This is a genomic window from Sphingobacterium sp. NPDC055431, from assembly GCF_053644255.1.
In genome coordinates this window covers 97,925-117,862 of sequence record NZ_JBSHLH010000001.1, presented here as the reverse complement: position 1 = coordinate 117,862, position 19,938 = coordinate 97,925, and the positions used below count along the sequence as shown (strand labels likewise).

Genomic DNA, 19,938 nt, shown 5'->3' with positions numbered 1-19,938 from the left:
CAGAACCTCATTTTTTAAGAATTATTATCAAAGAACAATAAAATCATGGCACAAAAAGAAATTCTGAATACGGATAAGGCCCCAGCAGCAATTGGCCCCTACAACCAAGCGATAAAAGCAGATAAAACCCTTTATGTTTCAGGGCAGATCCCATTGATTCCAGAAAGCATGGAATTGATCACTACCGGTGTAGCCGACGAGGCCCACCAGGTATTGAAAAATGTAGGAGCAATCTTGAAAAACGCTGGCTATGACTATTCAGATGTGGTTAAGACATCGATCTTCCTAAGCAGTATGGACTATTTTGCAACCGTTAATGAGGTCTATGCCGAATATTTCAAAGAAAACCAACCAGCAAGGGAATGTGTTGCAGTAAAGACCTTACCTAAAGAGGTTAATGTGGAAATCTCTGTTATTGCCTGGAAAGGATAATAAACAACAAGAAACTTATTTCAATATGGTGCCAACAATAATTAATTGTTGGCATTTTTTGTGGCTCTACCCTCCCTATTACTACAAATTCGCCATCAAGAAAAACAGTATTGCTTTTCAACTGTTACTCACCCATACCTATAATGCGGAAAAACAACCATTTATTTTAAGAAGGTAACCTAGGTCACTTTTTTAATGAAAGAAGCTTAAGATATTTATTCACATAAAAACACTACTATGAGATTAACAGGTAAAGTAGCCATTATTACGGGAGCAGCATCTGGCATGGGCGAATCCATGACCTATTTGTTTGCAAATGAGGGTGCGAAAGTGGTAGCAACAGATATTCAGATTGATAAATTGAATGCCATAGTCGAGAAACTTCAGGCTCAAGGCTTTGATGCCGTAGCAGTAAAACATGATGTTTCAAACAGAGAAACTTGGTTCAACGATGTCATTCCCGCAGCACTGAATAATTTTGGGAAAGTAGATATATTGATCAACAACGCAGGGATCTCGGTTCCAACCCCTTTTGAGGAACAAGATGAAGCCCTTTGGAAAAAGACCTATGATATCAATATCAACAGTGTGATGTTGGGCATGCAGGCCGTCCTTCCACATATGAAGGAAAATGGTGGAAGTATCGTGAATATTTCATCGATTGCAGCCTTGACCGGAATGTCTGGCCCAGGATCATACACCGCCTCAAAGGGTGGAGTTTCTGCGATTACCCGAGCAGCAGCCGTAGATTTCGGGAAATTGAAAATACGCGTCAATGCCATCAATCCCGGGTATATCATGACCCCAATGGCTGAAGCACACCTCAACAACCCGCAGTACAGACCCCATTTCATGTCCATTATTCCGATGAAGGACTATGGAACCGCAGAGGATATCGCCTTAGCCGCCTTGTTTTTAGCCTCAGATGATGCCCGGTACATCACTGGGATCAATTTGGCAGTGGATGGTGGTACCACCATAATTTAACCCTAAATCTATCTATATAAAACAGTGAAAAGCTCCTCGATTCTGAGGAGCTTTTGTTGTTATCGGAGCTTGAGTTGAAAGTTTTTATTATTTTAGTGGGATTATCATCCCATGGCAGATTTATCGTTAATAACTCCCATAGAATATCTCAAAGGTGTAGGACCGCAGAAAGCGGATGTCCTCAAGAAAGAGCTTCAGATCTTTACGATTGGAGACCTTTTGCAGGATTATCCTTTTCGATATATCGACCGCACCAAATTCCATAAGATCCGCGAGCTCCACCCTGACATGGTTGGTGCCCAAGTTCTGGGGAGATTGATGAGCCTGCAGGAAGTTGGCGAAAAACGGGGAAGGCGACTGGTCGGCCAATTCAAGGATGATACCGGAATGATGGAATTGGTCTGGTTTCAAAGCATTTCCTGGTTAAGAAAAGGACTTAAGGTCGGTGCTGCCTATATTATCTACGGGAAACCGACAGAATTCAACGGTGCAATTTCCATTACCCATCCAGAGATGGAGCTCTACCAACAACAGGGCAAAAAGGTTGGAAACATGACCATGCAACCGGTCTATTCTTCCACCGAAAAACTTAAGAAGTTCAACCTGGATTCCAAAGGCATCCAAAAGCTACAACAAACGGCCTTAGAAACCACCCTAAGAACGGTTGCTGAAACATTGCCAAACTACATTCTTGATAAATACAAGCTCTTATCCCTTCAACAGGCTCTGCTGAGCATTCACTTTCCGCAAAACGAACAGTTGATGAAAGCGGCAATAAATAGGTTGAAGTTTGAAGAACTCTTCTTTATTCAACTTCGCCTATTGAAAAACAAACAGTTGAACACCCAACGATACAAGGGTCATCAATTCAACAAGGTTGGCGACAGGTTCAATACATTCTTCAATGAGAGATTGCCTTTCCCACTTACCAATGCCCAAAAAAGAGTGGTAAAGGAAATTCGAATAGATTGTAATACGGGCGCCCAGATGAATCGATTGGTGCAAGGGGATGTCGGCTCAGGGAAGACCGTAGTGGCGTTGATGAGCATGCTCTTGGCTATCGACAATGGCTACCAAGCCTGTATGATGGCCCCAACGGAAATCCTTGCAACCCAACACTACAATGGCTTAAAGGAATTATTGGGAGATGACATCTGTACCGTCAAGCTCTTGACAGGTTCAACACCTGCAAAGGCAAGAAGGATCATCCATCAGGAATTGGAAGATGGAACACTCGATATCCTGATCGGGACGCATGCCCTGATTGAGGATAAGGTAAAGTTCAAGAATATTGGATTTGTGGTAATCGACGAACAGCATCGATTTGGAGTAGAACAAAGGGCAAAACTATGGCGTAAAAACCTCATTCCTCCACATATGTTGGTGATGACTGCAACGCCTATCCCAAGGACCTTGGCGATGACCATGTATGGAGACCTTGACATTTCCATTATCGATGAGTTGCCTGCAGGAAGAAAGCCAATCAAAACCGTTCACTTTTTCGAAAACCAACGCTTACGTGTATTTGGTTTCATGCGCGATGAAATCGCAAAAGGTCGCCAAGTCTACATCGTATATCCGTTGATCAAGGAGAGTGAAAAGATGGACCTTCTATACCTAGAGGCCGGACTTGAAGGCTTGATGCGAGAATTTCCATTGCCTGAATTCCGGATCAGTATTGTTCACGGCAAGATGCCGGTAAAGGACAAAGACTTCGAAATGCAGCGTTTTATAAAGGGTGAAACCCAGATCATGGTGGCAACAACCGTAATTGAAGTTGGAGTAAATGTACCGAATGCCTCCGTGATGGTCATTGAAAACTCGGAACGCTTTGGCCTTTCCCAACTGCATCAGCTCCGTGGCCGGGTAGGACGTGGAGCCGAACAATCCTTCTGTATCCTAATGTCAAGCAATAAACTGAGCAAAGAGGGCAGGACCCGTTTGGAAACCATGGTACGGACCAATGACGGCTTTGAAATCGCAGAGGTGGATCTACAACTCCGTGGTCCTGGAGACCTTTCTGGCACGCAGCAATCTGGTGTTTTGGAAATGAAAATCGCTGATCTTGCTAAAGATCAAGCCATCCTTTCTGAGGCAAGACAATTGGTCATCCAGATCTTTAATGAGGACCCAAACCTGCAAGATGAACGCAATCAACTCTTAGCCCAGTATTTAAGCAAAAGCTCCCCTGCTATTTCATGGGACAAAATCTCGTAAAAACCGTAACTTTGTAAACTTGTTTCTACTTAAACAAGGTTTAAACAGGCAACAACCATTTCATTGGAACGCTTGTTCACTATTTAAAAACATTAAATGGCAAGATTTAAGATATATGACACGGCAGTAAAGCCAGAAACAGCAGTATTGGTAAGTGTAATTACTCCTGATGTTTCGGATGAAACCGCCAAAGAATATTTAGAAGAATTAGAGTTTTTAGTGACCACTGCAGGTGGTGTCACCAAAGGAATTTTCACCCAAAAACTAGCTTTCCCTGATCGTGCAACCTTTGTAGGATCAGGTAAGCTTGATGAAATCAAGGAATTTATCCAAGCCGAAGAAATAGATATCGTCGTATTTGATGATGAACTTTCTCCTTCTCAGTTAAGGAACATAGAAAAGTATTTCAACATCAAGGTACTCGATCGTTCCAATTTGATTTTGGACATCTTTGCAAAGCATGCAAAAACAGCGCAGGCAAAGACCCAAGTGGAGCTTGCCCAACTGCAATATTTATTGCCTAGATTGACCCGAATGTGGACTCACTTAGAGCGTCAGCGCGGGGGTATTGGTATGCGTGGACCGGGTGAAAGCCAGATTGAGAGTGATAGACGGATGATCTTGAATAAAATTTCCCTATTGAAGGATAGGTTAAAAGTCATCGACAAACAAAACGAGACCCAACGTAAGAACAGAGGCGAGATGATCCGAGTGGCCTTGGTCGGCTATACCAACGTTGGTAAGTCCACCATCATGAACATGATCTCAAAATCCGATGTATTGATCGAGAACAAACTGTTCGCTACGCTGGATACGACAGTTAGAAAGGTTGTTATTGACAACCTCCCATTCCTTTTGTCAGATACCGTTGGATTTATCCGCAAACTACCTCACCATTTAGTGGAATGTTTCAAATCTACCCTTGATGAAGTCAGAGAGGCCGATGTATTGATCCACGTGGTGGATATTTCCCACCCTTATTTCGAAGATCATATCCGTGCGGTTAATGAAACCCTAAAGGATATCGGTGCTGTTGATAAACCGATCATTACGGTTTTCAACAAGATCGACGCCTATAAACCTCCGGTTGAACTGGATGAGGACGGTGAAGAGATAAAAGTAACATTGGATGATTTCCGGAACTCTTGGATGGCGAAAAATGCCGATCCGGCGATTTTCATCTCTGCAACCAACAAAACAAACGTCGAGGAATTCAAGGAAAAAGTATATGATATCGTTGTAAAAATGCACAACGCCAGATACCCATATAACAACCTGTTGTATTAGGAAAACAAAATGCAAAACAAAGAAGTAAAGTTTATTGATTGGGGGTTATTGGATTATCAAGAGGCTTGGGACAAACAAGAAGCGATTTTTGCAAAGACCCTCGCCATCAAACATGATAACCGAGTAAATAACGCACAGGATCCAACACCGAACTTTTTGATATTTACCGAACATCCACATGTCTATACCCTTGGCAAAAGTGGACATTTGGAATACCTGTTATTGGATGAAGAAGGGTTAAAGGAAAAAGAAGCAACTTTCTATAAGATCAATAGAGGTGGCGACATCACCTATCATGGCCCCGGCCAGATTGTCGGATATCCGATCTTAGATCTGGACAACTTTTTCACGGACATCCATCTTTACCTGAGAACCTTAGAGGAAGCCATTATCCTGACCCTTGCTGAATACGGCATAGAGGCAGGAAGGTACCCAGGCTATACCGGTGTTTGGCTAGACCCTGATAATGAAAAGGCTAGAAAGATCTGTGCCATGGGCGTTCGGGCTTCTCGCTGGGTAACCATGCATGGCTTCGCCTTTAACGTCAATGCAGACCTTGCCTATTTTGGAAACATCGTCCCTTGCGGAATAGATGACAAGGATGTTACTTCCATGGAAAGGGAATTAGGACATAAAGTTGACGTTGAAGAAGTGAAAGCCAAACTCAGGACACACTTGGCAACACTATTCAAAATGGAACTCCAGTAAACATACTCAACAAAAAGGAAGGAGTTGTTATGATCATAACAGCTCCTTCCTTTTTATATCTTAAACAGGGGATTATCCCGTAATGATCTGAATGGATTGATAAGAATATTTTTCCACATATATTTCCGTTTGCACCTGCTTGCTGATCTCAAATAGCGGAGTACATTCTGTCCTTTTTGCTACAGACATCTTAAATTCTTGGCAATGGGGTTCAAAGACCCGTTCAACCAACTCTACAGAATTGTTCTCGCCTGAAAGGTGGCCCAGTATCAAATGCTTTAAACGCTCAGATTTATTCTCAATAAAGGCTTCCAAGGATATTTTATTGGAAAGGTGGCCCCATCCTCCCTTAATCCTGTTCTTTAAATGATAGGGATATCTTCCTGTCAAGAGCATTTCCTCATCATAATTAGCTTCCAAAAACAGGATATCCGCAATGCGGATTGCTTTCTTCACATTTTCACAGATCCTTCCCAAATCGGTAAGAACCGAAATATTCAGCTCCCCATCAGAAACCAAAAAGCTGCAAGGTTCCTGCGCATCATGATATTTAGGAATACCATAAACGGAGAAATCTTCTAAATTAACAACTGAATTCGGCTTGATAAAATTGATCAGGTAACTCGGCAATTGCAATCTGGATGATTCATAGGTCCCTTCAGTCAGATAAACTGGAATCTGATACCTCTTCAGGAAAACGGATAAGCCAGAAATATGGTCGGTATGTTCATGGGTAATAAAGATGGCATTGATACTCGACGGATTTATCCCCAACGATGCCATCCTTAAATGCAGATGCTTGCTATTGATTCCGGCATCAATTAAAATGGAGGTATTGCCCTTAGCAATATAATAGCTATTTCCATTACTTCCAGAAGCTAATGCCGCGTATCGAATCATTTCACAAAGATAGAAAAATCGAAAATAAAAGAGCCGCCCAAACGGACAGCTCTCCAACTATTTGCATATTTCTTTTTTGAACCTAACATTCAGGCAAACTCAACGGAACTTTAATCGCCAGGCCACCATCTGCCGTTTCTTTATATTTCACATTCATGTCCTGAGCAGTATCCCACATCGTGCTCACCACTGCATCCAGACTTACTTTCGCTTTATCAGGATTCGACTGAAGGGCCAATTGAGCCGCAGTAATGGCCTTGATAGCACCCATGGTATTTCTTTCGATACAAGGAATTTGCACTAGCCCACCAATTGGATCACAGGTGAGGCCAAGATGATGCTCCATCGCGATCTCTGCGGCCATCAACACTTGCCTCTGCGAACCACCCAAACACTCGGTCAGTGCTCCAGCAGCCATAGCCGATGAAACCCCGATCTCTGCTTGACAGCCGCCCATGGCAGCAGAAATGGTTGCTCCTTTTTTGAAAATAGATCCAATTTCCGAAGCCGTAGCAATAAACTGAATGATCTTATCCTCCTTATAGCAATCATGGAATACGATATAGTATTGCAGAACTGCGGGGATCACTCCAGCAGCACCATTGGTTGGCGCAGTTACCACTCGTCCAAACGAAGCATTCTCCTCATTCACGGCCAGAGCAAAACAGCTTACACAGTCAAGGATATATCCGAAATCCCTGCCTCCAGCACGGATCGCCTCTACCCAACTGTCAAAGTCCGAATATTCACGCCCTTTCAACATCTTTTTGTTCAGTTTGGATGCACGCCTTTCCACATGCAGACCTCCTGGCAAAACACCGTCCGTATGGCAACCCTTATAGATACATTCCTTAATGGTTTGGAAGATCTTTAAAACGCCATCCCTAGTTTCCTGTTCGGAACGCCAAGAGCATTCATTCTCCAACACCAGTTCCGAAATCTTCAGTCCGGTACGCATACAGGAAACCATTAATTCCTGCGCGGTATCAATTGGAAAAGGAAGATCAATCTCAGACAATACACTTTCGGTATCATTTTCCTGAACCACAAATCCACCACCTATTGAATAATAGGTTTCAGAAATAGCAGTCCCATTGTCCAAAAATGCCTGAAAAGTAACTGCATTGGGGTGAAATGGAAGACTTTGATCATAAAGGAATAGCAGATCATCGGTATAGGAAAAGTCAATTTCTTTTTTACCACCCAGGCTCATCTTTTTATTAGCCTTGATGCGATTCACCTTCGGAAGGACATCATTGACATCAAATGTTACAGGGTCATCCCCACTCATGCCCAAAAGCACTGCGATATCAGTACCATGACCAACACCCGTCTTCGCCAAAGAGCCATACAAAAGGATCTTTACCTCCACAACATGATCTAAGGCCTCCCTGTTCCGCAATGCTTCAACGAAACGTTGGGCTGCACGCCAAGGGCCTAAAGTATGTGAACTGGAAGGTCCAATGCCTATCTTAAACATATCAAATATAGAAATCTGCTCTTTTGCCATAATTCTCAATCTACATAGCAAAATTAGTCTTTCTTTTGAATAAAAAAAGCCAGTAAAACTTACTGGCTACTTTATTTTTATGTTAACAAACTTAGATTACAAACCTGTTCCGTTTTCTAAATCCTCAGAAATGCTAACTGGCAATTTACCTTCTGGTTTAATTTGTTTCAACAAAGCCTTTAAAACAGCTTTTTGCATGAAAAAGTCATTTTGATAGCCTAAAAGAACAGAGGAACTGCGCATCACATCCACCGAGTTCATCGCATATGGATTGGTAAACATCACTGAAATCGTTCTCCTACCGGCAATCTTATCGATAAAATCTTTGGCAGCATCATTCAAAACCAATTCACTACGCGGTCTACTACGATTATCATGGATTACCAGTACAATCTGGCGATTATCCTTCGCCTCCTTCATCAAATCTTTCAACTGCTCTTCAGTTTCATCTCCTTTGATAAAAAACTGATCAAAATCGTTCAGCTGCAAGGCCAGACCTTTCTCAAAATCTTGAGTTTGATCAATTCCTACACTCACGATCGAAGTTGATTTTTTCGGGTCAAATCTTTTTAACCCGCGGTCTGATTTCAATAAGGTCACCGCAGCATCTGAAATGCGCTGCACCAAACTCTGAGCTGCAGGCGTATTCAAATCCTCATAAAGTCTATTGGTATTTACCGGTTTCACTTGATTTAATCCCAACCATAATTTCGCTGCTAAGACCTTTTTCACCCTAGCATCGATATCAGCTTGGGAAAGTCTTCCCGATTTGATCGCTTTTTCAACAAGATCGATTGCACGACCGCTGTTTTCAGAAACTTCCAAAAGATCATGGCCCGCTTCAATGGCCATTACATCAGCCTCCCCATTCGGGAAAAATTTCTTCACCCCATTCATGTCCATGGCATCAGTGACCGTAAGACCTCTAAATCCCAATTCCTTACGGATAATATCCGTCACTACTTTCTTGGAAATGGATGAAGGGATGTTTGGCGTATTGTCTAAGGCTGGTATATTCATGTGTGCCACCATCACAGACGGAGCACCATCTTTGATCAACTGTCTGAATGGATACATTTCAAGGCTATCCAATCTCGCTTTATCAAACTTCAATTGCGGAAGGTCATGGTGTGAATCCACATCGGTGTCACCATGCCCAGGGAAATGCTTCAACGATGCTAAGATGCCACCTTGAACCATGCCATCCATATAGGCTTTAGCCTTTTCAGTCACCTTGTACTTATTGTCACCGAAGGAACGGAAGTTAATAACTGGATTATTTGGATTGTTATTGATGTCTACAACAGGCGCAAAGTTAAAGTGCATCCCCATACGGTGGAAATCACGTGCCACCTGTCTACCCATTTCATATAACAGATTATTGTTCTGAATAGCACCCAAAGTCATCTGATAAGGGTATGAGATCGTCGAATCCGGCATACGCATGCCCAATCCCCATTCCCCATCGAATGTAATCAACAAAGGGACCTTGCTCACTTTATCATATTGATTGAACATATTGGCATGTCTTACGGGGCCACCTTGGAAAACGACAAGACCACCCAACTGTTCCTTCTCAATCACTTGCTTTACGGAGTCTACATATTTTTGACCCAAATTGGTATGTGCTCTCACCAAAAAAAGCTGACCTATGCGTTGCTTCGGTGTCAAGGTATTGAACACGGAATCAACCCAAGAATGCTTTTGATTGATAAAATCTACGAAATTGGGTTTGTTCTGCGCGAATGCTGCAGAAATAAGCATCATGGATAGCAATCCAAAACTGAAGAGTTTCTTAATCATCACAATATAGTTTACACGAAATACGGCATTTTTACTTGTTTTTTAAAATATTTTGCGCTTTTAAAAAACAACACGCAGGAACACGCAATACTAAAGGTTGTATTTGGTCTCTACTAAAGCAGCTAAATCAGCTGCATTTTCAAGCTCCCCACAGGCCTCTTTCTTCCATAACATATCAATGATCAGCAATAGGTATTGAGTTTCCAGATCGGGATTGGCATAACCCAATTCTTCAAACGCTTTATGAACGATGGGTTGAACGGGCTTAATGAAGAGTTCGTGTTGAGATTTGGAGAAACTATGGTGTGAAAGTCGTTCTTGCAATTTCCAGAACAAAGGATCATCGGCAACCAATTTACTCGGAAACTGAACCATGTTCCTAAGAAAATCCTTCGCCCCCTTATAGGTCATCATCCCCTTGTGATGAAGCAGCACCTTCCTATAACCTGACTTCACGATATGGGCCAACAAAGCATCCTTGTTTCCGAAATGCTTAAAGATAAGTGCTTCAGAAACTCCAGCTTTGGCAGCAATCTCCTTGGTCGAGGTATCAAGGTATCCCTTTATTGCAAATAACTGTAAGGCAGTTTGCAGAATCTTTTCCTTCCTACTGAGTGTCGTTTCTTTCATTGATTGTAATAAGCAAATATATCCAATTTTTCTGAAATTGCCTTGACCAAGCAATTTGACCGCTATGTAACATCTCTAATGCGACTCCGCTTTTCAATATTTTCATTTCCGCTGTAACCTCTTGATAATCTAACTTTTTCAATTTCCCGATTTTTACGATTGTCATAACAACAATGTATCTTTTTTGTGATTATCAGGCTGTTATCGTCTAAAAACTATATAATTGAAAAAAATCCATCAAACCTTACCATGAAATACCTGCTTACCTTTTGCCTAGTTTTATTAAGCTTTGTCCATGTATTGGCTCAAGTCAATATCGCTGGAAAGGTGCAGGACAAAACAAAGGGTAGCAACTTACAGGATGCCAGCATCCAACTCCTGAACCTCAAAGATTCCACCATCCGTACAGCCAAATCAAATGACAAAGGAGATTTCTCAATCCCAAGGGTAGCCAATGGCAATTATAAATTGACCGGAACTTTATTGGGTTTCAAAAAGTTCGAGAAAAACATCGTTGTAAAGCCTTCGATGGAAACGCTTCTGGTTGGCTTAGAACCTGGAGAAATCGTAATCGAAGAGATTACCATCGCTCCAGCACCTAATGTTGCCGTCAAAGGGGATACCATGGAATTCAATGCCCGTAATTTCGCCACTAGAGAATATGCCGATGCTGATGAAATGGTTGCTCAGGTCCCTGGTATAACCATCGATGAAGATGGAAAAGTTACTGCACATGGCGAGGAGGTCACCAAGATCATGGTGGACGGCAAGGAGTTCTTCAGCACTGACCCTAAAGTGGCCCTAAAAACCCTCCCGGCAGACATCATTGACAAGCTACAGATCATCGATGAGAAATCCGAACAGACTAAATTCTCCGGATTCGATGATGGTAAAAGGTCCAAAGTCATTAACATCGTCACCAAGCCCGACAAGAAAAAAGGACTCTTTGGAAAGTTCAACGCTGGTAAAGGTGATGCCGACAAATTCACGATCAACTCCGGTGTAAATGCTTTCCGTGGGGATGAAAAAATCTCCATCAATATCATGGCCAACAACATCAATGAAACAGAGTTTTCCGAACAAGGCCGAGGCGGGTTCAGAAGAGGAAATAACAACACCGACCGCGGTCTATCTGACACCTATGCGGCTGCAGCCAACTATACCAATACATTCCTCGACAAAAAGATGGAAGTCAATGGAAACTATAGGTTCCGCAATAGCAGCACTTTTACCAATACCCTATCAGACATTGAGTATATTACAGGAAGCCGAGCCAACCAATTCCAGAACCAACATCAAACCGGTAACAATGGCAACATATCCCATAACCTGAGAGGTCGACTGAAATGGGATATCGACAGCATGAACCGCATCGATATCAATCCAAACCTTTCTTATACAAAAAGTGATCTGGCCAATAGCTCAATCAGCAACATGAGCAAGAATAGGACAGAACCCCTGAACAACTCCAACCGAAACTTCAACAACAATAATGAAGCCTTCAATTTTGGTGGCGGCTTGACCTATATGCACCGATTCAAAAAAGCGGGTCAGACCATATCCTTGAGTTTAGACGGAAACAAGAGCAGCAACGAGGCGTTAGGAAAAACCTTAGCCTTCAACCAATACTATAAAGATGCAGTTCTAGACCGAATCGACACTGCCAATCGCGAAAGCACGACCTATGGATATGGAAATGGATACAATGGTAGACTTTCCTACACCTACAATGTCTCCAAGATCTCCAGATTGCAGGCCAACTATGGCATGCGCAATACCAGCAACTATTCCGACCGGAAAACCATGGAGTTTCTTGCCGAGACAGGGCAGTTTGAAGAACTGAACGATCGATTATCCAATGAATTCCGAAATGATTTCACCCATCACAGTGCAGGGCTTTCTTATTCATACAATAAACAGGACACCTTTAGATTCCAGATTGGAATGAACTATGAACATGGCTATCGGGTAAACAACCGGACCGTCCCAATAAATCTAAGGACCACTGCAGACTTTGGAGCCTTTCTTCCAGAACTGACCATGGCCTATTACTTTAGCAAAGAAAGGCACCTGGAATTCAACTATAATGGCGCGACAAACACCCCTTCCATCGATCAATTGCAGGACTATATTGATAATTCAAACGAATTGTTTCTCCGAAACGGAAACCCAAACCTGAGCCAGGAATACACCCATCGGTTCCGTCTTCAGTATCGGGATGTAAACCGCAGCAATGGCCGGAGCTTCAACAGTAGCCTTAATTTTGACTACACCAACAATAAGATCATCAACTCCACCATGACCACCGACAGCACCATCACCCTGTTTGAAGATATTATCCTAGGTGCCGGTGGACAATATGTCGTACCTGAAAACATCAACGGTGTATTTCAACTTCGAGCAAATAACAACTATGGGCTACCGTTAAAAAAACTGGGCTTCAACCTGAACTTGAACAATTACATGTATTACAACCGTAATTATGCCATCCTCAACAAAGTCTTGATGCCAAACCACAGCTATGGTTTTAGCCAGCATGTGGGCATATTTACCAATTTCAGTAAAAAGATCATCATTGGATTCAATTACAATCTGAACATGAACTTTACCAATAACCCAATGAGTGAAATATCCCACTACCGGATTACCAACCATAGAATCAGCAATTCCCTGAACCTGGAATTCTTTAAGAACATGACCTTGGGTTATAATTATTCTTTCTACCGTAATGGGGGTGTAATGGGTGCAGAGGCCATTTCAACAAACTTGCTGAATGCGTCTATCGGATATAAGATCTTGAAGAAAAGAAATGCTGAAATCTCCTTAAAGGCTTTTGACCTGTTCAACAATGCCCGAAACATCAATCGCCGAGCGTCCGAGATTTCTATTTCAAACATCACCTCAAACACCTTGACCAGATATTTCCTATTGAGCCTGAACTATAATTTAAGAAGTTTTGGAGGAAGATCGGGCAGAGATTAATCCTGATTGGCATATTCGGAAATCAGACCTTGCAGGTCTGTCCAGCTTTTGGAGCTAATGGGACTTTTGTAGGTATTAGGGTCCGTCTTGATCCTGTTGATCTTTTGTTCTAGGTATTTCTTGCGGTCTGCAGGAACAGGGTGAGAAGAAATCCAGCTGACATCCCCATCCGAACTCAGATACACATCAAAAAGCTCCATAACCTTCATCAAGCCGCTTGGATCAACATGGGCCTCTTCCAAGTATTCCACGGCTTTTTCATCGGCTTCTTTTTCAAGCTTCCTTGAGAAGGCCTGCCCTGTCAAGAAATTGGTCACTTCACCTGTTCCTGATCCTGACAGCAATAGGTCCAAACCAAAATTAGTGATCAATGAACGCATCACATGATTTTTCTCACAATGGGCAATCTCATGGGCCAAGATGGCCGACATATAATCTGCACTATCCAAAAAATTGATCAGGGCTGTCGTCACGATGATCTTATCGTCAGGAAGGGCAAAGGCATTCACCTCTTCACTTTCCACCAACAGAAGATCATAGTTTTTGCTAGGGATATAATTTTCTTTCAATAAGGGAATAAAAAGCGAATCGAGGGTACTGTCGATCTGCTCATCCTCGATCACATCATACAGGTCGCGTACCTGTTCCAGCACCAACTTACCCAATTTTGACTCCAAGCGATCCTGATTCTGTTGGACTTCAAACACACTCGTCCAATTCACTTGCAACAACAGTAGATAACAGACTGCAATTCCAGCAGCTAATACCAGAAATTTGCCTAGAATCTTCATCGTTTCAACAGATTATCAGTGATATCCGAAAACAGGAACCAACGTACATGAATTCCCTTCCTCGTTTTTATCGAAGTATAGATGGTGGAAACAATTTCAATCCCATTCAACAGTAAAATCAACATCAGGTAGGCGATATAAGCATCGCTCACTTCCTTCCTATTAAAAATAATCGCCATGGTCCACCAAAATCCAGCGGTATTGAAAAAGAAAATGGCAAATTGGGAAATAAGTGCTTGAGTACAATGCCACTTTACAAAGCGAGTGGATTTACGATTGCCCAAATAGAAAATCACAGTTGCCAGTAAATTGAATATAGGCAACGGTAAACCAATAAACAAAGCAAACAAAGACATCAAATAACTATTTGATGCATATTCACGTTCATCCTCGGTAATCTCTCTCGGATTAAAAGCTATAGTCCCTTCGATATGTTCCATGCCCAATTTAAAATAACTAATATGACCAGAATCGCACTTAATGCCTTATGCTGCTGAAGAAATTTTTCAACCTGATTATAAACTTTATAATAAAAATCACGCTTTGTAACCAAATCAAGCAGCATCAATACCAAAACAGCCATAATGATGATGCTCGAAACGATCCCCAAAGGGTTGATCATAAATGCATCCTTAAGCTGCCCATTAAACAATGCTGAAATGGATCTTGTCGTCCCACAGGAAGGACAAGGATAGCCTGTAACCAGTTTCACTGGACATAGTGTGATGTTCGCGGAAGCATAATAATCCAGCAATAGCCAGATAATCCCAATGAAACAAACTATTCCCGTAGTAATATACAGTCTGCTCCTTGGATTCCGCATTGAATTAATAATTCAAGGAGGTGATCAGTTTTTCGAAATTCTTGGTTTTTGTTGCCCCCATGATCAGGAACCAATCAATGATAGTCCATATACCCAAACCTCCACAGGTCAATAATTTGGCAATTCCCAAACCGGTATCTCCAATCATAAAGCGGTCAATCCCAAAGGAACCCGCCAAAATGGAAACGATCAAGACAGTAGTTGGATCTTTATATTGTTGGATCTGAACATTCGTGTATTTACTTTCATCCGACCTCGTCAATAGATCCTTGATCTCCATCAATTGATATGATTCAAAAAACTTGTTGTTTGACATTAAAAACATGTCTACTTTCTGACTATCCATTTCGTATTTCCAATTAAGAGTATAATAAAAAAATCCATTTAGCTATTGAAAGATAAATGGATTTTTCGAAATATTTTAATAAACTTTTAATTTTTAACCAACTTCTTGTGCTTACGCTTTGAGATTTTATCAATATTGACAGGCTGCGGAACTTTTACATAATAGCCTGTACCGTCATACTCACGTTTCTTCGGATGCGACTTACAGTCGTCAGAACAGCAACCGTCTAATTCCCAGCCACATTCATCACATTGCGTAAAATGCTCATTGCAGATCGGGTTTGCACAGTTGATCATTTTCGAAGTAATTTTCCCGCAGTTTTTACATGTTGAAACAACTGTTGGGTTAACCGAATTGACCGGAACTGTAACACGATTATCAAAAACATAGCATTCCCCTTCAAAATCCTCCCCGCCAGCTTCCTTACCATATTTAATGATACCACCGTGCAATTGATAAACATCCTCAAAACCCTCTTTCAACAATAGAGCAGAAGCTTTTTCACACTTGATACCACCTGTACAATAAGTCAAGATTTTCTTGCCCTTTAGATGTTCCAATTCCTTCACTTTTTCCGGAAACTCACGGAAATTTTCTATATCCAATGTAACAGCGTTCTTAAAACGACCTACATTATGCTCATAATTTGAACGAACGTCAAGGATAACCACATCCTCTTGATCTTTCAACGCCAAGAAATCCTTAGGCTCCAGATGCTTTCCCGTCTGTTTGTTTGGATCGATCACAGATGGATTGCGCAGACCTGAGTGTACAATCTCCTCTTTGTAACGACAATGCATCTTGATGAATGAAAGTTCTTCTACGTCGTCCACCTTGAATTCGGTCTTTGCAAACCTCGGATCCGCATGCACATGCTCCATATACGCCTTACAAGCCTCCGGAGTACCCGAAACCGTACCATTAAGACCTTCATCAGCAACGATGATTCGTCCCAACAAGCCAAGTGATTTACAAAATTCTAGATGATCTTCTGCGAACTTTTCCGCATTCTCGATAGGGCTGTAGCAATAGTACAGCAATGTTTGATATTGTGCCATATATTCATTGATACCGCTGCAAACGGCGTTTAATGTTTAAAATTATGCTGCAAAGATAAAAAAATTGGACGACCAAAAATTGATATTCATCACTTTTTGACCAATGGCTTTAATAAATACTCCAGACCATTGAGTTTTATTTCATAGAGAGTTTCCAACAGGATCCCGATTTTGCCCGGCGGAAATCCCTTCTGTTTGAACCAAGCCAAATACGGCTCCGGCAAGTTCATCAATAGGTACCCTTGGTATTTCCCAAAGGGCATCCTACTGTTGGCCAGTTCAACCAAAAGATTGGGATTTAAAAAATTAGTCTCTTGTTTTGCCATGCTTAAATCGATGTACCAGTAGACGCATGACGATAACACCATGGTTGATAAGGTTAGGAACAAAACCATAGTATTTCTTAAAGATCTCGTAGCGTTCCTTCAAACTCTGCTTGTGTCGCTGCTGTGACATCCCACCTACCAAATATTTGGCAACATAATCTTTCACATTCACGACTTTGTTCGCTTTTTGGGCAGCTCTGATCACCCAGTCTATATCTGAACTCAATTTGTACTGCAGATCATAGGGAGCTGTCAAGCTGCGCTTGATATAGATGGCCTGATGACAGACATTCATGCCATATTTAAAGGATTGCCAATCGAAATGAGCCGGCGTTTTATGACGACGGTCCCCAATAATCTCACGGTCCTCATTGATCAACTTGGTCTCTCCATAATAGATATCCGCATGGTCTTCATTGCCAAAGATTTTCTCTAAGGTATTGGGAGCAAAAAGCTCATCCCCTGAATTCAGGAACAGCACATAATCGCCCGTAGCAAGGGCCAAGCCTTTGTTCATTGCGTCGTAAATGCCATTATCCTTTTCAGAAACCAAGATATTGATCAAATCCTTATACTCAGCAATGACATCCAGGGTTCCATCCGTAGACTTGCCGTCCACCACAATATATTCGATATTAGGGTAGGTCTGCTGATCTACAGAAGCTAGGGTAAATCCGATATCCCTAACATTATTGTAAACAATGGTAATGATTGAAACCTTAGGATAAGCCATGCTTAAGGGTATTATTAATATTTGTTAACCTTGCAAAAATAGGCATTTGAACGTTAATAACGCAGCGAGGCTGAAATCTTTATCAACATCTTTTGTGTCACCCTGATGCCGCGCCGAAGGGTGACACAGAAAGGTATAGAAAAACATTTCACCCCCGTTGGAGGTTTCTCAATACAAAAATCATACTTCCAGAGGAAGCCCTTTAGCCTCCGGCTCATTTCCAATGGCGGAAAAATCGAAAGAATGCCGTTGCCCCGTGCGATGGGATTGCTAAAATAATTGAACCCTTCTAGGGTTCTTTTTATTGCAAGAATTTGGCATTGCCAGTGGGTAAACATTTCACCTTCCGGAGGAAGCCCTTTAGCCTCCGGCTCATTTCCAATGGCGGAAAAATGGAAAGAATGCCGTTGCCCCGTGCGATGGGATTGGCCTTGGAATGCTTTCAAAAGATCATCCCTTTTGATGGGAGGATCTTTTGAAAGATATTCCCGACAACAAGGCATTCTTTTCATGTGCGGATGACCGTGCGAAAAAGCCATCTTAAATGAGCCGAAGCGTTTTGGTTACTTTTGCGCCTCAAAAGTAACGAAGAGAATTGGTGTCCATGAGCTCCTTCGTCTGTTTGGTTACTTTTGCGCCTCAAAAGTAACATAGAACCCTTCAAAAGGAATCAACATTCATCCACAAAACTGTTAAATGCTCCTAAATTTTTTACCCGTCTTACCTACCTGAAAAAAAATAATTGTACATTGATTGCAAAATACTAACAATTGTAAATTGCTTTGGCCCAATGTCTAAAATCAAGAAAGCTATCTTAAACTATTTCCCGATCCATAAATTTTTCCATGCACGTTCATTTTCACAGGAAGGCGAGGACATGGTCCTTAGAGGTTTTTATGAAGGACGAAAAAACTACAAAGGATTTTATGTAGACGTAGGTGCCCATCATCCCTATAGATTCTCCAACACCATGTACTTCTACAAAAAAGGCTGGCGTGGAATTAACATTGAGCCCTCCCCTGAGGCCATGAAATGGTTCAGATGGTTTAGGACCAAAGATGTCAACCTCAATATTGGCATCAGCGAAAGCCCTCAAGAATTGACCTATTATTGCTTCAACGAACCCGCATTGAACGGATTTTCCCAAGAAATATCTGAAAAAAGAGATGGCCTGAATGCAAAATACCACCTGATAAAGACTATCCCCGTACCAACACTACCTCTAAAAGAGGTTTTGCAAAAGCACCTGCCAAAAGGGAAAAAGATCGACTTCCTTTCTGTTGATGCCGAAGGATTTGACCTGATCGTCTTGAACAGCAATGATTGGCAACAGTTTAGACCTAGCTTTGTCCTAGTTGAAGAAGAACTCTCCATTGCTGACTTGGATAAATCTGAAGTCTTTCAATTGATGCTCGACAAAGGATACGCTTTGGTAGCAAAAACCAAAAGGACTTTATTCTTTAAGAATTTAGAAGAGAAATAAACTTACAGCTTTCGCATCTTACGCTCCAACATCTTCTTTTCTATGAATTTCGCTAACCTTTCAAAAAAGGTTCCCTTGCGATTTTTATAGAAATGCTTGATGGCCTGGAATGCCAAAGGGTCTTCTTCGATGATCACCGGGAATTTGCGGACAGGCTTTTTGGAAAGCTCCACCCGATAGACCTTATCAACATCCGAATGGGTTCCAGACCCGTCTGTTCCTGTATTTTGGATAAATGAAAACCGGGGATACAAGACCAACCCACCTTTGTTGAAAACCGACAGGTACCAACGGATTGCCCAGGAATTGATTTTGCCGGCCTTGAATTGTTTGACCTGTTTCCAGAAGTTCTCGGAGTTATCCACGCTAAAGGCTTTCCTTTGTTTACGGGTAAAATCCTTGGTCAATTCCTCAATATCGGGATTGAAATGTTGCCAGGCCCTATCCCATGTTGCCCAGCCCCAACTATTGGCTACTCGGAAGAAAAAAGATTGTGGCAGTTTCTTGGGCTTATCCACTGGATACATATAGCCCGAAATCTCCATCACCTTTTCCTGATCTTGATAATGGTTGAGCGCATCATTGAAGTATTGAAGGGCAAAACTGGAGGTTTCCAGGTCATCCTCCAGAACGATGATCCTTCCATGTTTCTGCAGCACCTGGGTTACCCCTTCGATGATACTGTTGGCAAGTCCCTTGTTTTGGGAGCGTTCGATGATATAGATATGCTTAAACTTCCAAGGTTCACGGATGATGGAACGTACTTGGTTGACAGCCTCGATATCTTGGGCCGTTTTTGCCCCATCTGAAAAAATGTATATATCGGATTGCTCCGCCAAACTGTTGGCCTCAAGAGCGGATAATGTCTTACGGGTATGAACAGGTCTATTGTAAACAAATAAAGCGATTGGTGCTAGCATGT

General features: G+C 41.9%; 20 protein-coding genes. 7 read left to right on the top strand and 13 right to left on the bottom strand.

Features of this window, described 5'->3' with window-relative positions; translation table 11 throughout:
- The first annotated feature begins 45 nt into the window (after window positions 1–45).
- The 5 genes from ACWIB3_RS00530 to lipB all read left to right on the top strand — a co-directional run bounded on the left by ACWIB3_RS00530 (window position 46) and on the right by lipB (window position 5,631).
- Entirely contained in the window at window positions 46–432 is a 387-nt protein-coding gene (locus ACWIB3_RS00530) for a RidA family protein (RefSeq protein WP_093101229.1), read from the top strand.
- Between the two features lie 237 nt (window positions 433–669).
- On the top strand, window positions 670–1,419 hold the full coding sequence (locus tag ACWIB3_RS00525) for an SDR family NAD(P)-dependent oxidoreductase (protein WP_185215830.1): 750 nt from the start codon (window positions 670–672) through the stop codon (window positions 1,417–1,419).
- Window positions 1,420–1,530: 111 nt separating this feature from the next.
- Window positions 1,531–3,636: an ATP-dependent DNA helicase RecG gene (gene recG / locus ACWIB3_RS00520; protein ID WP_454290632.1), complete on the top strand. Its 2,106-nt coding sequence runs from the start codon at window positions 1,531–1,533 to the stop codon at window positions 3,634–3,636.
- A gap of 96 nt (window positions 3,637–3,732) precedes the next feature.
- A complete protein-coding gene (hflX, locus tag ACWIB3_RS00515; RefSeq protein ID WP_185215828.1) occupies window positions 3,733–4,923 on the top strand; it encodes a GTPase HflX in 1,191 nt (396 codons plus the stop codon).
- Window positions 4,924–4,932: 9 nt separating this feature from the next.
- The gene (gene lipB / locus ACWIB3_RS00510) at window positions 4,933–5,631 is read left to right on the top strand and encodes a lipoyl(octanoyl) transferase LipB (protein WP_454290631.1); all 699 of its coding nucleotides are present in this window, start codon (window positions 4,933–4,935) and stop codon (window positions 5,629–5,631) included.
- 72 nt (window positions 5,632–5,703) lie between these two features.
- Here lipB and ACWIB3_RS00505 read toward each other — a convergent pair whose 3' ends face one another.
- The 4 genes from ACWIB3_RS00505 to ACWIB3_RS00490 all read right to left on the bottom strand — a co-directional run bounded on the left by ACWIB3_RS00505 (window position 5,704) and on the right by ACWIB3_RS00490 (window position 10,474).
- Window positions 5,704–6,531: an MBL fold metallo-hydrolase gene (locus ACWIB3_RS00505; RefSeq protein WP_313261067.1), complete on the bottom strand. Its 828-nt coding sequence runs from the start codon at window positions 6,529–6,531 to the stop codon at window positions 5,704–5,706.
- A gap of 82 nt (window positions 6,532–6,613) precedes the next feature.
- Entirely contained in the window at window positions 6,614–8,041 is a 1,428-nt protein-coding gene (locus ACWIB3_RS00500; RefSeq protein ID WP_313261068.1) for an L-serine ammonia-lyase, read from the bottom strand.
- A gap of 96 nt (window positions 8,042–8,137) precedes the next feature.
- The gene (locus ACWIB3_RS00495; RefSeq protein WP_454290630.1) at window positions 8,138–9,844 is read right to left on the bottom strand and encodes a glycoside hydrolase family 3 N-terminal domain-containing protein; all 1,707 of its coding nucleotides are present in this window, start codon (window positions 9,842–9,844) and stop codon (window positions 8,138–8,140) included.
- Window positions 9,845–9,934: 90 nt separating this feature from the next.
- The gene (locus tag ACWIB3_RS00490) at window positions 9,935–10,474 is read right to left on the bottom strand and encodes a TetR/AcrR family transcriptional regulator (RefSeq protein ID WP_185215824.1); all 540 of its coding nucleotides are present in this window, start codon (window positions 10,472–10,474) and stop codon (window positions 9,935–9,937) included.
- A gap of 249 nt (window positions 10,475–10,723) precedes the next feature.
- Between ACWIB3_RS00490 and ACWIB3_RS00485 the strand changes: the two genes are divergently transcribed.
- A complete protein-coding gene (locus tag ACWIB3_RS00485) occupies window positions 10,724–13,456 on the top strand; it encodes an outer membrane beta-barrel protein (RefSeq protein ID WP_454290629.1) in 2,733 nt (910 codons plus the stop codon).
- On the opposite strand, the gene ACWIB3_RS00480 is transcribed toward ACWIB3_RS00485, so the two are convergent.
- From ACWIB3_RS00480 to ACWIB3_RS00445, 8 genes are all read right to left on the bottom strand, one after another.
- Entirely contained in the window at window positions 13,453–14,247 is a 795-nt protein-coding gene (locus ACWIB3_RS00480; protein WP_454290628.1) for a M48 family metallopeptidase, read from the bottom strand. The genes ACWIB3_RS00485 and ACWIB3_RS00480 overlap by 4 nt on opposite strands.
- Window positions 14,244–14,687, bottom strand: a complete 444-nt coding sequence (locus tag ACWIB3_RS00475; protein ID WP_185215821.1) for a DUF4870 domain-containing protein — start codon at window positions 14,685–14,687, stop codon at window positions 14,244–14,246. The genes ACWIB3_RS00480 and ACWIB3_RS00475 overlap by 4 nt, the downstream gene beginning before the upstream one ends.
- Window positions 14,663–15,070, bottom strand: a complete 408-nt coding sequence (locus ACWIB3_RS00470; protein ID WP_454290627.1) for a DUF2752 domain-containing protein — start codon at window positions 15,068–15,070, stop codon at window positions 14,663–14,665. Before ACWIB3_RS00470 ends, ACWIB3_RS00475 begins: the two co-directional genes overlap by 25 nt.
- Before the next feature lie 4 nt (window positions 15,071–15,074).
- Complete coding sequence (locus ACWIB3_RS00465; protein WP_236736578.1) at window positions 15,075–15,386, bottom strand: TM2 domain-containing protein; 312 nt, start codon at window positions 15,384–15,386, stop codon at window positions 15,075–15,077.
- A 116-nt stretch (window positions 15,387–15,502) separates the two neighbouring features.
- Entirely contained in the window at window positions 15,503–16,474 is a 972-nt protein-coding gene (gene trhO, locus ACWIB3_RS00460; RefSeq protein WP_254526611.1) for an oxygen-dependent tRNA uridine(34) hydroxylase TrhO, read from the bottom strand.
- 89 nt (window positions 16,475–16,563) lie between these two features.
- Window positions 16,564–16,800: a DUF3820 family protein gene (locus ACWIB3_RS00455; RefSeq protein WP_093101203.1), complete on the bottom strand. Its 237-nt coding sequence runs from the start codon at window positions 16,798–16,800 to the stop codon at window positions 16,564–16,566.
- Complete coding sequence (locus ACWIB3_RS00450) at window positions 16,781–17,533, bottom strand: glycosyltransferase family 2 protein (protein WP_454290626.1); 753 nt, start codon at window positions 17,531–17,533, stop codon at window positions 16,781–16,783. The genes ACWIB3_RS00455 and ACWIB3_RS00450 overlap by 20 nt, the downstream gene beginning before the upstream one ends.
- 53 nt (window positions 17,534–17,586) lie before the next feature.
- On the bottom strand, window positions 17,587–18,072 hold the full coding sequence (locus ACWIB3_RS00445; RefSeq protein ID WP_313261074.1) for a hypothetical protein: 486 nt from the start codon (window positions 18,070–18,072) through the stop codon (window positions 17,587–17,589).
- 251 nt (window positions 18,073–18,323) lie between these two features.
- On the opposite strand from ACWIB3_RS00445, the gene ACWIB3_RS00440 reads away from it, so the two are divergent.
- Window positions 18,324–19,016 carry an FkbM family methyltransferase gene (locus tag ACWIB3_RS00440; protein WP_214649507.1) on the top strand — a complete coding sequence of 231 codons (693 nt, stop codon included), beginning with the start codon at window positions 18,324–18,326 and terminating at the stop codon, window positions 19,014–19,016.
- 2 nt (window positions 19,017–19,018) lie between these two features.
- Here ACWIB3_RS00440 and ACWIB3_RS00435 read toward each other — a convergent pair whose 3' ends face one another.
- On the bottom strand, window positions 19,019–19,936 hold the full coding sequence (locus ACWIB3_RS00435; protein ID WP_313261075.1) for a glycosyltransferase family protein: 918 nt from the start codon (window positions 19,934–19,936) through the stop codon (window positions 19,019–19,021).
- Window positions 19,937–19,938: the final 2 nt, after the last annotated feature.

What these genes read in the sequence shown, in the direction of transcription:
- ACWIB3_RS00530 (WP_093101229.1), top strand. Translation starts at nt 46, where the DNA reads ATGGCACAAAAAGAAATTCTGAATACGGATAAGGCCCCAGCAGCAATT.
- ACWIB3_RS00525 (WP_185215830.1), top strand. Translation starts at nt 670, where the DNA reads ATGAGATTAACAGGTAAAGTAGCCATTATTACGGGAGCAGCATCTGGC.
- recG (WP_454290632.1), top strand. Translation starts at nt 1,531, where the DNA reads ATGGCAGATTTATCGTTAATAACTCCCATAGAATATCTCAAAGGTGTA.
- hflX (WP_185215828.1), top strand. Translation starts at nt 3,733, where the DNA reads ATGGCAAGATTTAAGATATATGACACGGCAGTAAAGCCAGAAACAGCA.
- lipB (WP_454290631.1), top strand. Translation starts at nt 4,933, where the DNA reads ATGCAAAACAAAGAAGTAAAGTTTATTGATTGGGGGTTATTGGATTAT.
- ACWIB3_RS00505 (WP_313261067.1), bottom strand. Translation starts at nt 6,531, where the DNA reads ATGATTCGATACGCGGCATTAGCTTCTGGAAGTAATGGAAATAGCTAT.
- ACWIB3_RS00500 (WP_313261068.1), bottom strand. Translation starts at nt 8,041, where the DNA reads ATGGCAAAAGAGCAGATTTCTATATTTGATATGTTTAAGATAGGCATT.
- ACWIB3_RS00495 (WP_454290630.1), bottom strand. Translation starts at nt 9,844, where the DNA reads ATGATTAAGAAACTCTTCAGTTTTGGATTGCTATCCATGATGCTTATT.
- ACWIB3_RS00490 (WP_185215824.1), bottom strand. Translation starts at nt 10,474, where the DNA reads ATGAAAGAAACGACACTCAGTAGGAAGGAAAAGATTCTGCAAACTGCC.
- ACWIB3_RS00485 (WP_454290629.1), top strand. Translation starts at nt 10,724, where the DNA reads ATGAAATACCTGCTTACCTTTTGCCTAGTTTTATTAAGCTTTGTCCAT.
- ACWIB3_RS00480 (WP_454290628.1), bottom strand. Translation starts at nt 14,247, where the DNA reads ATGAAGATTCTAGGCAAATTTCTGGTATTAGCTGCTGGAATTGCAGTC.
- ACWIB3_RS00475 (WP_185215821.1), bottom strand. Translation starts at nt 14,687, where the DNA reads ATGGAACATATCGAAGGGACTATAGCTTTTAATCCGAGAGAGATTACC.
- ACWIB3_RS00470 (WP_454290627.1), bottom strand. Translation starts at nt 15,070, where the DNA reads ATGCGGAATCCAAGGAGCAGACTGTATATTACTACGGGAATAGTTTGT.
- ACWIB3_RS00465 (WP_236736578.1), bottom strand. Translation starts at nt 15,386, where the DNA reads ATGTCAAACAACAAGTTTTTTGAATCATATCAATTGATGGAGATCAAG.
- trhO (WP_254526611.1), bottom strand. Translation starts at nt 16,474, where the DNA reads ATGGCACAATATCAAACATTGCTGTACTATTGCTACAGCCCTATCGAG.
- ACWIB3_RS00455 (WP_093101203.1), bottom strand. Translation starts at nt 16,800, where the DNA reads ATGGCAAAACAAGAGACTAATTTTTTAAATCCCAATCTTTTGGTTGAA.
- ACWIB3_RS00450 (WP_454290626.1), bottom strand. Translation starts at nt 17,533, where the DNA reads ATGGCTTATCCTAAGGTTTCAATCATTACCATTGTTTACAATAATGTT.
- ACWIB3_RS00445 (WP_313261074.1), bottom strand. Translation starts at nt 18,072, where the DNA reads ATGGCTTTTTCGCACGGTCATCCGCACATGAAAAGAATGCCTTGTTGT.
- ACWIB3_RS00440 (WP_214649507.1), top strand. Translation starts at nt 18,324, where the DNA reads ATGTCTAAAATCAAGAAAGCTATCTTAAACTATTTCCCGATCCATAAA.
- ACWIB3_RS00435 (WP_313261075.1), bottom strand. Translation starts at nt 19,936, where the DNA reads ATGCTAGCACCAATCGCTTTATTTGTTTACAATAGACCTGTTCATACC.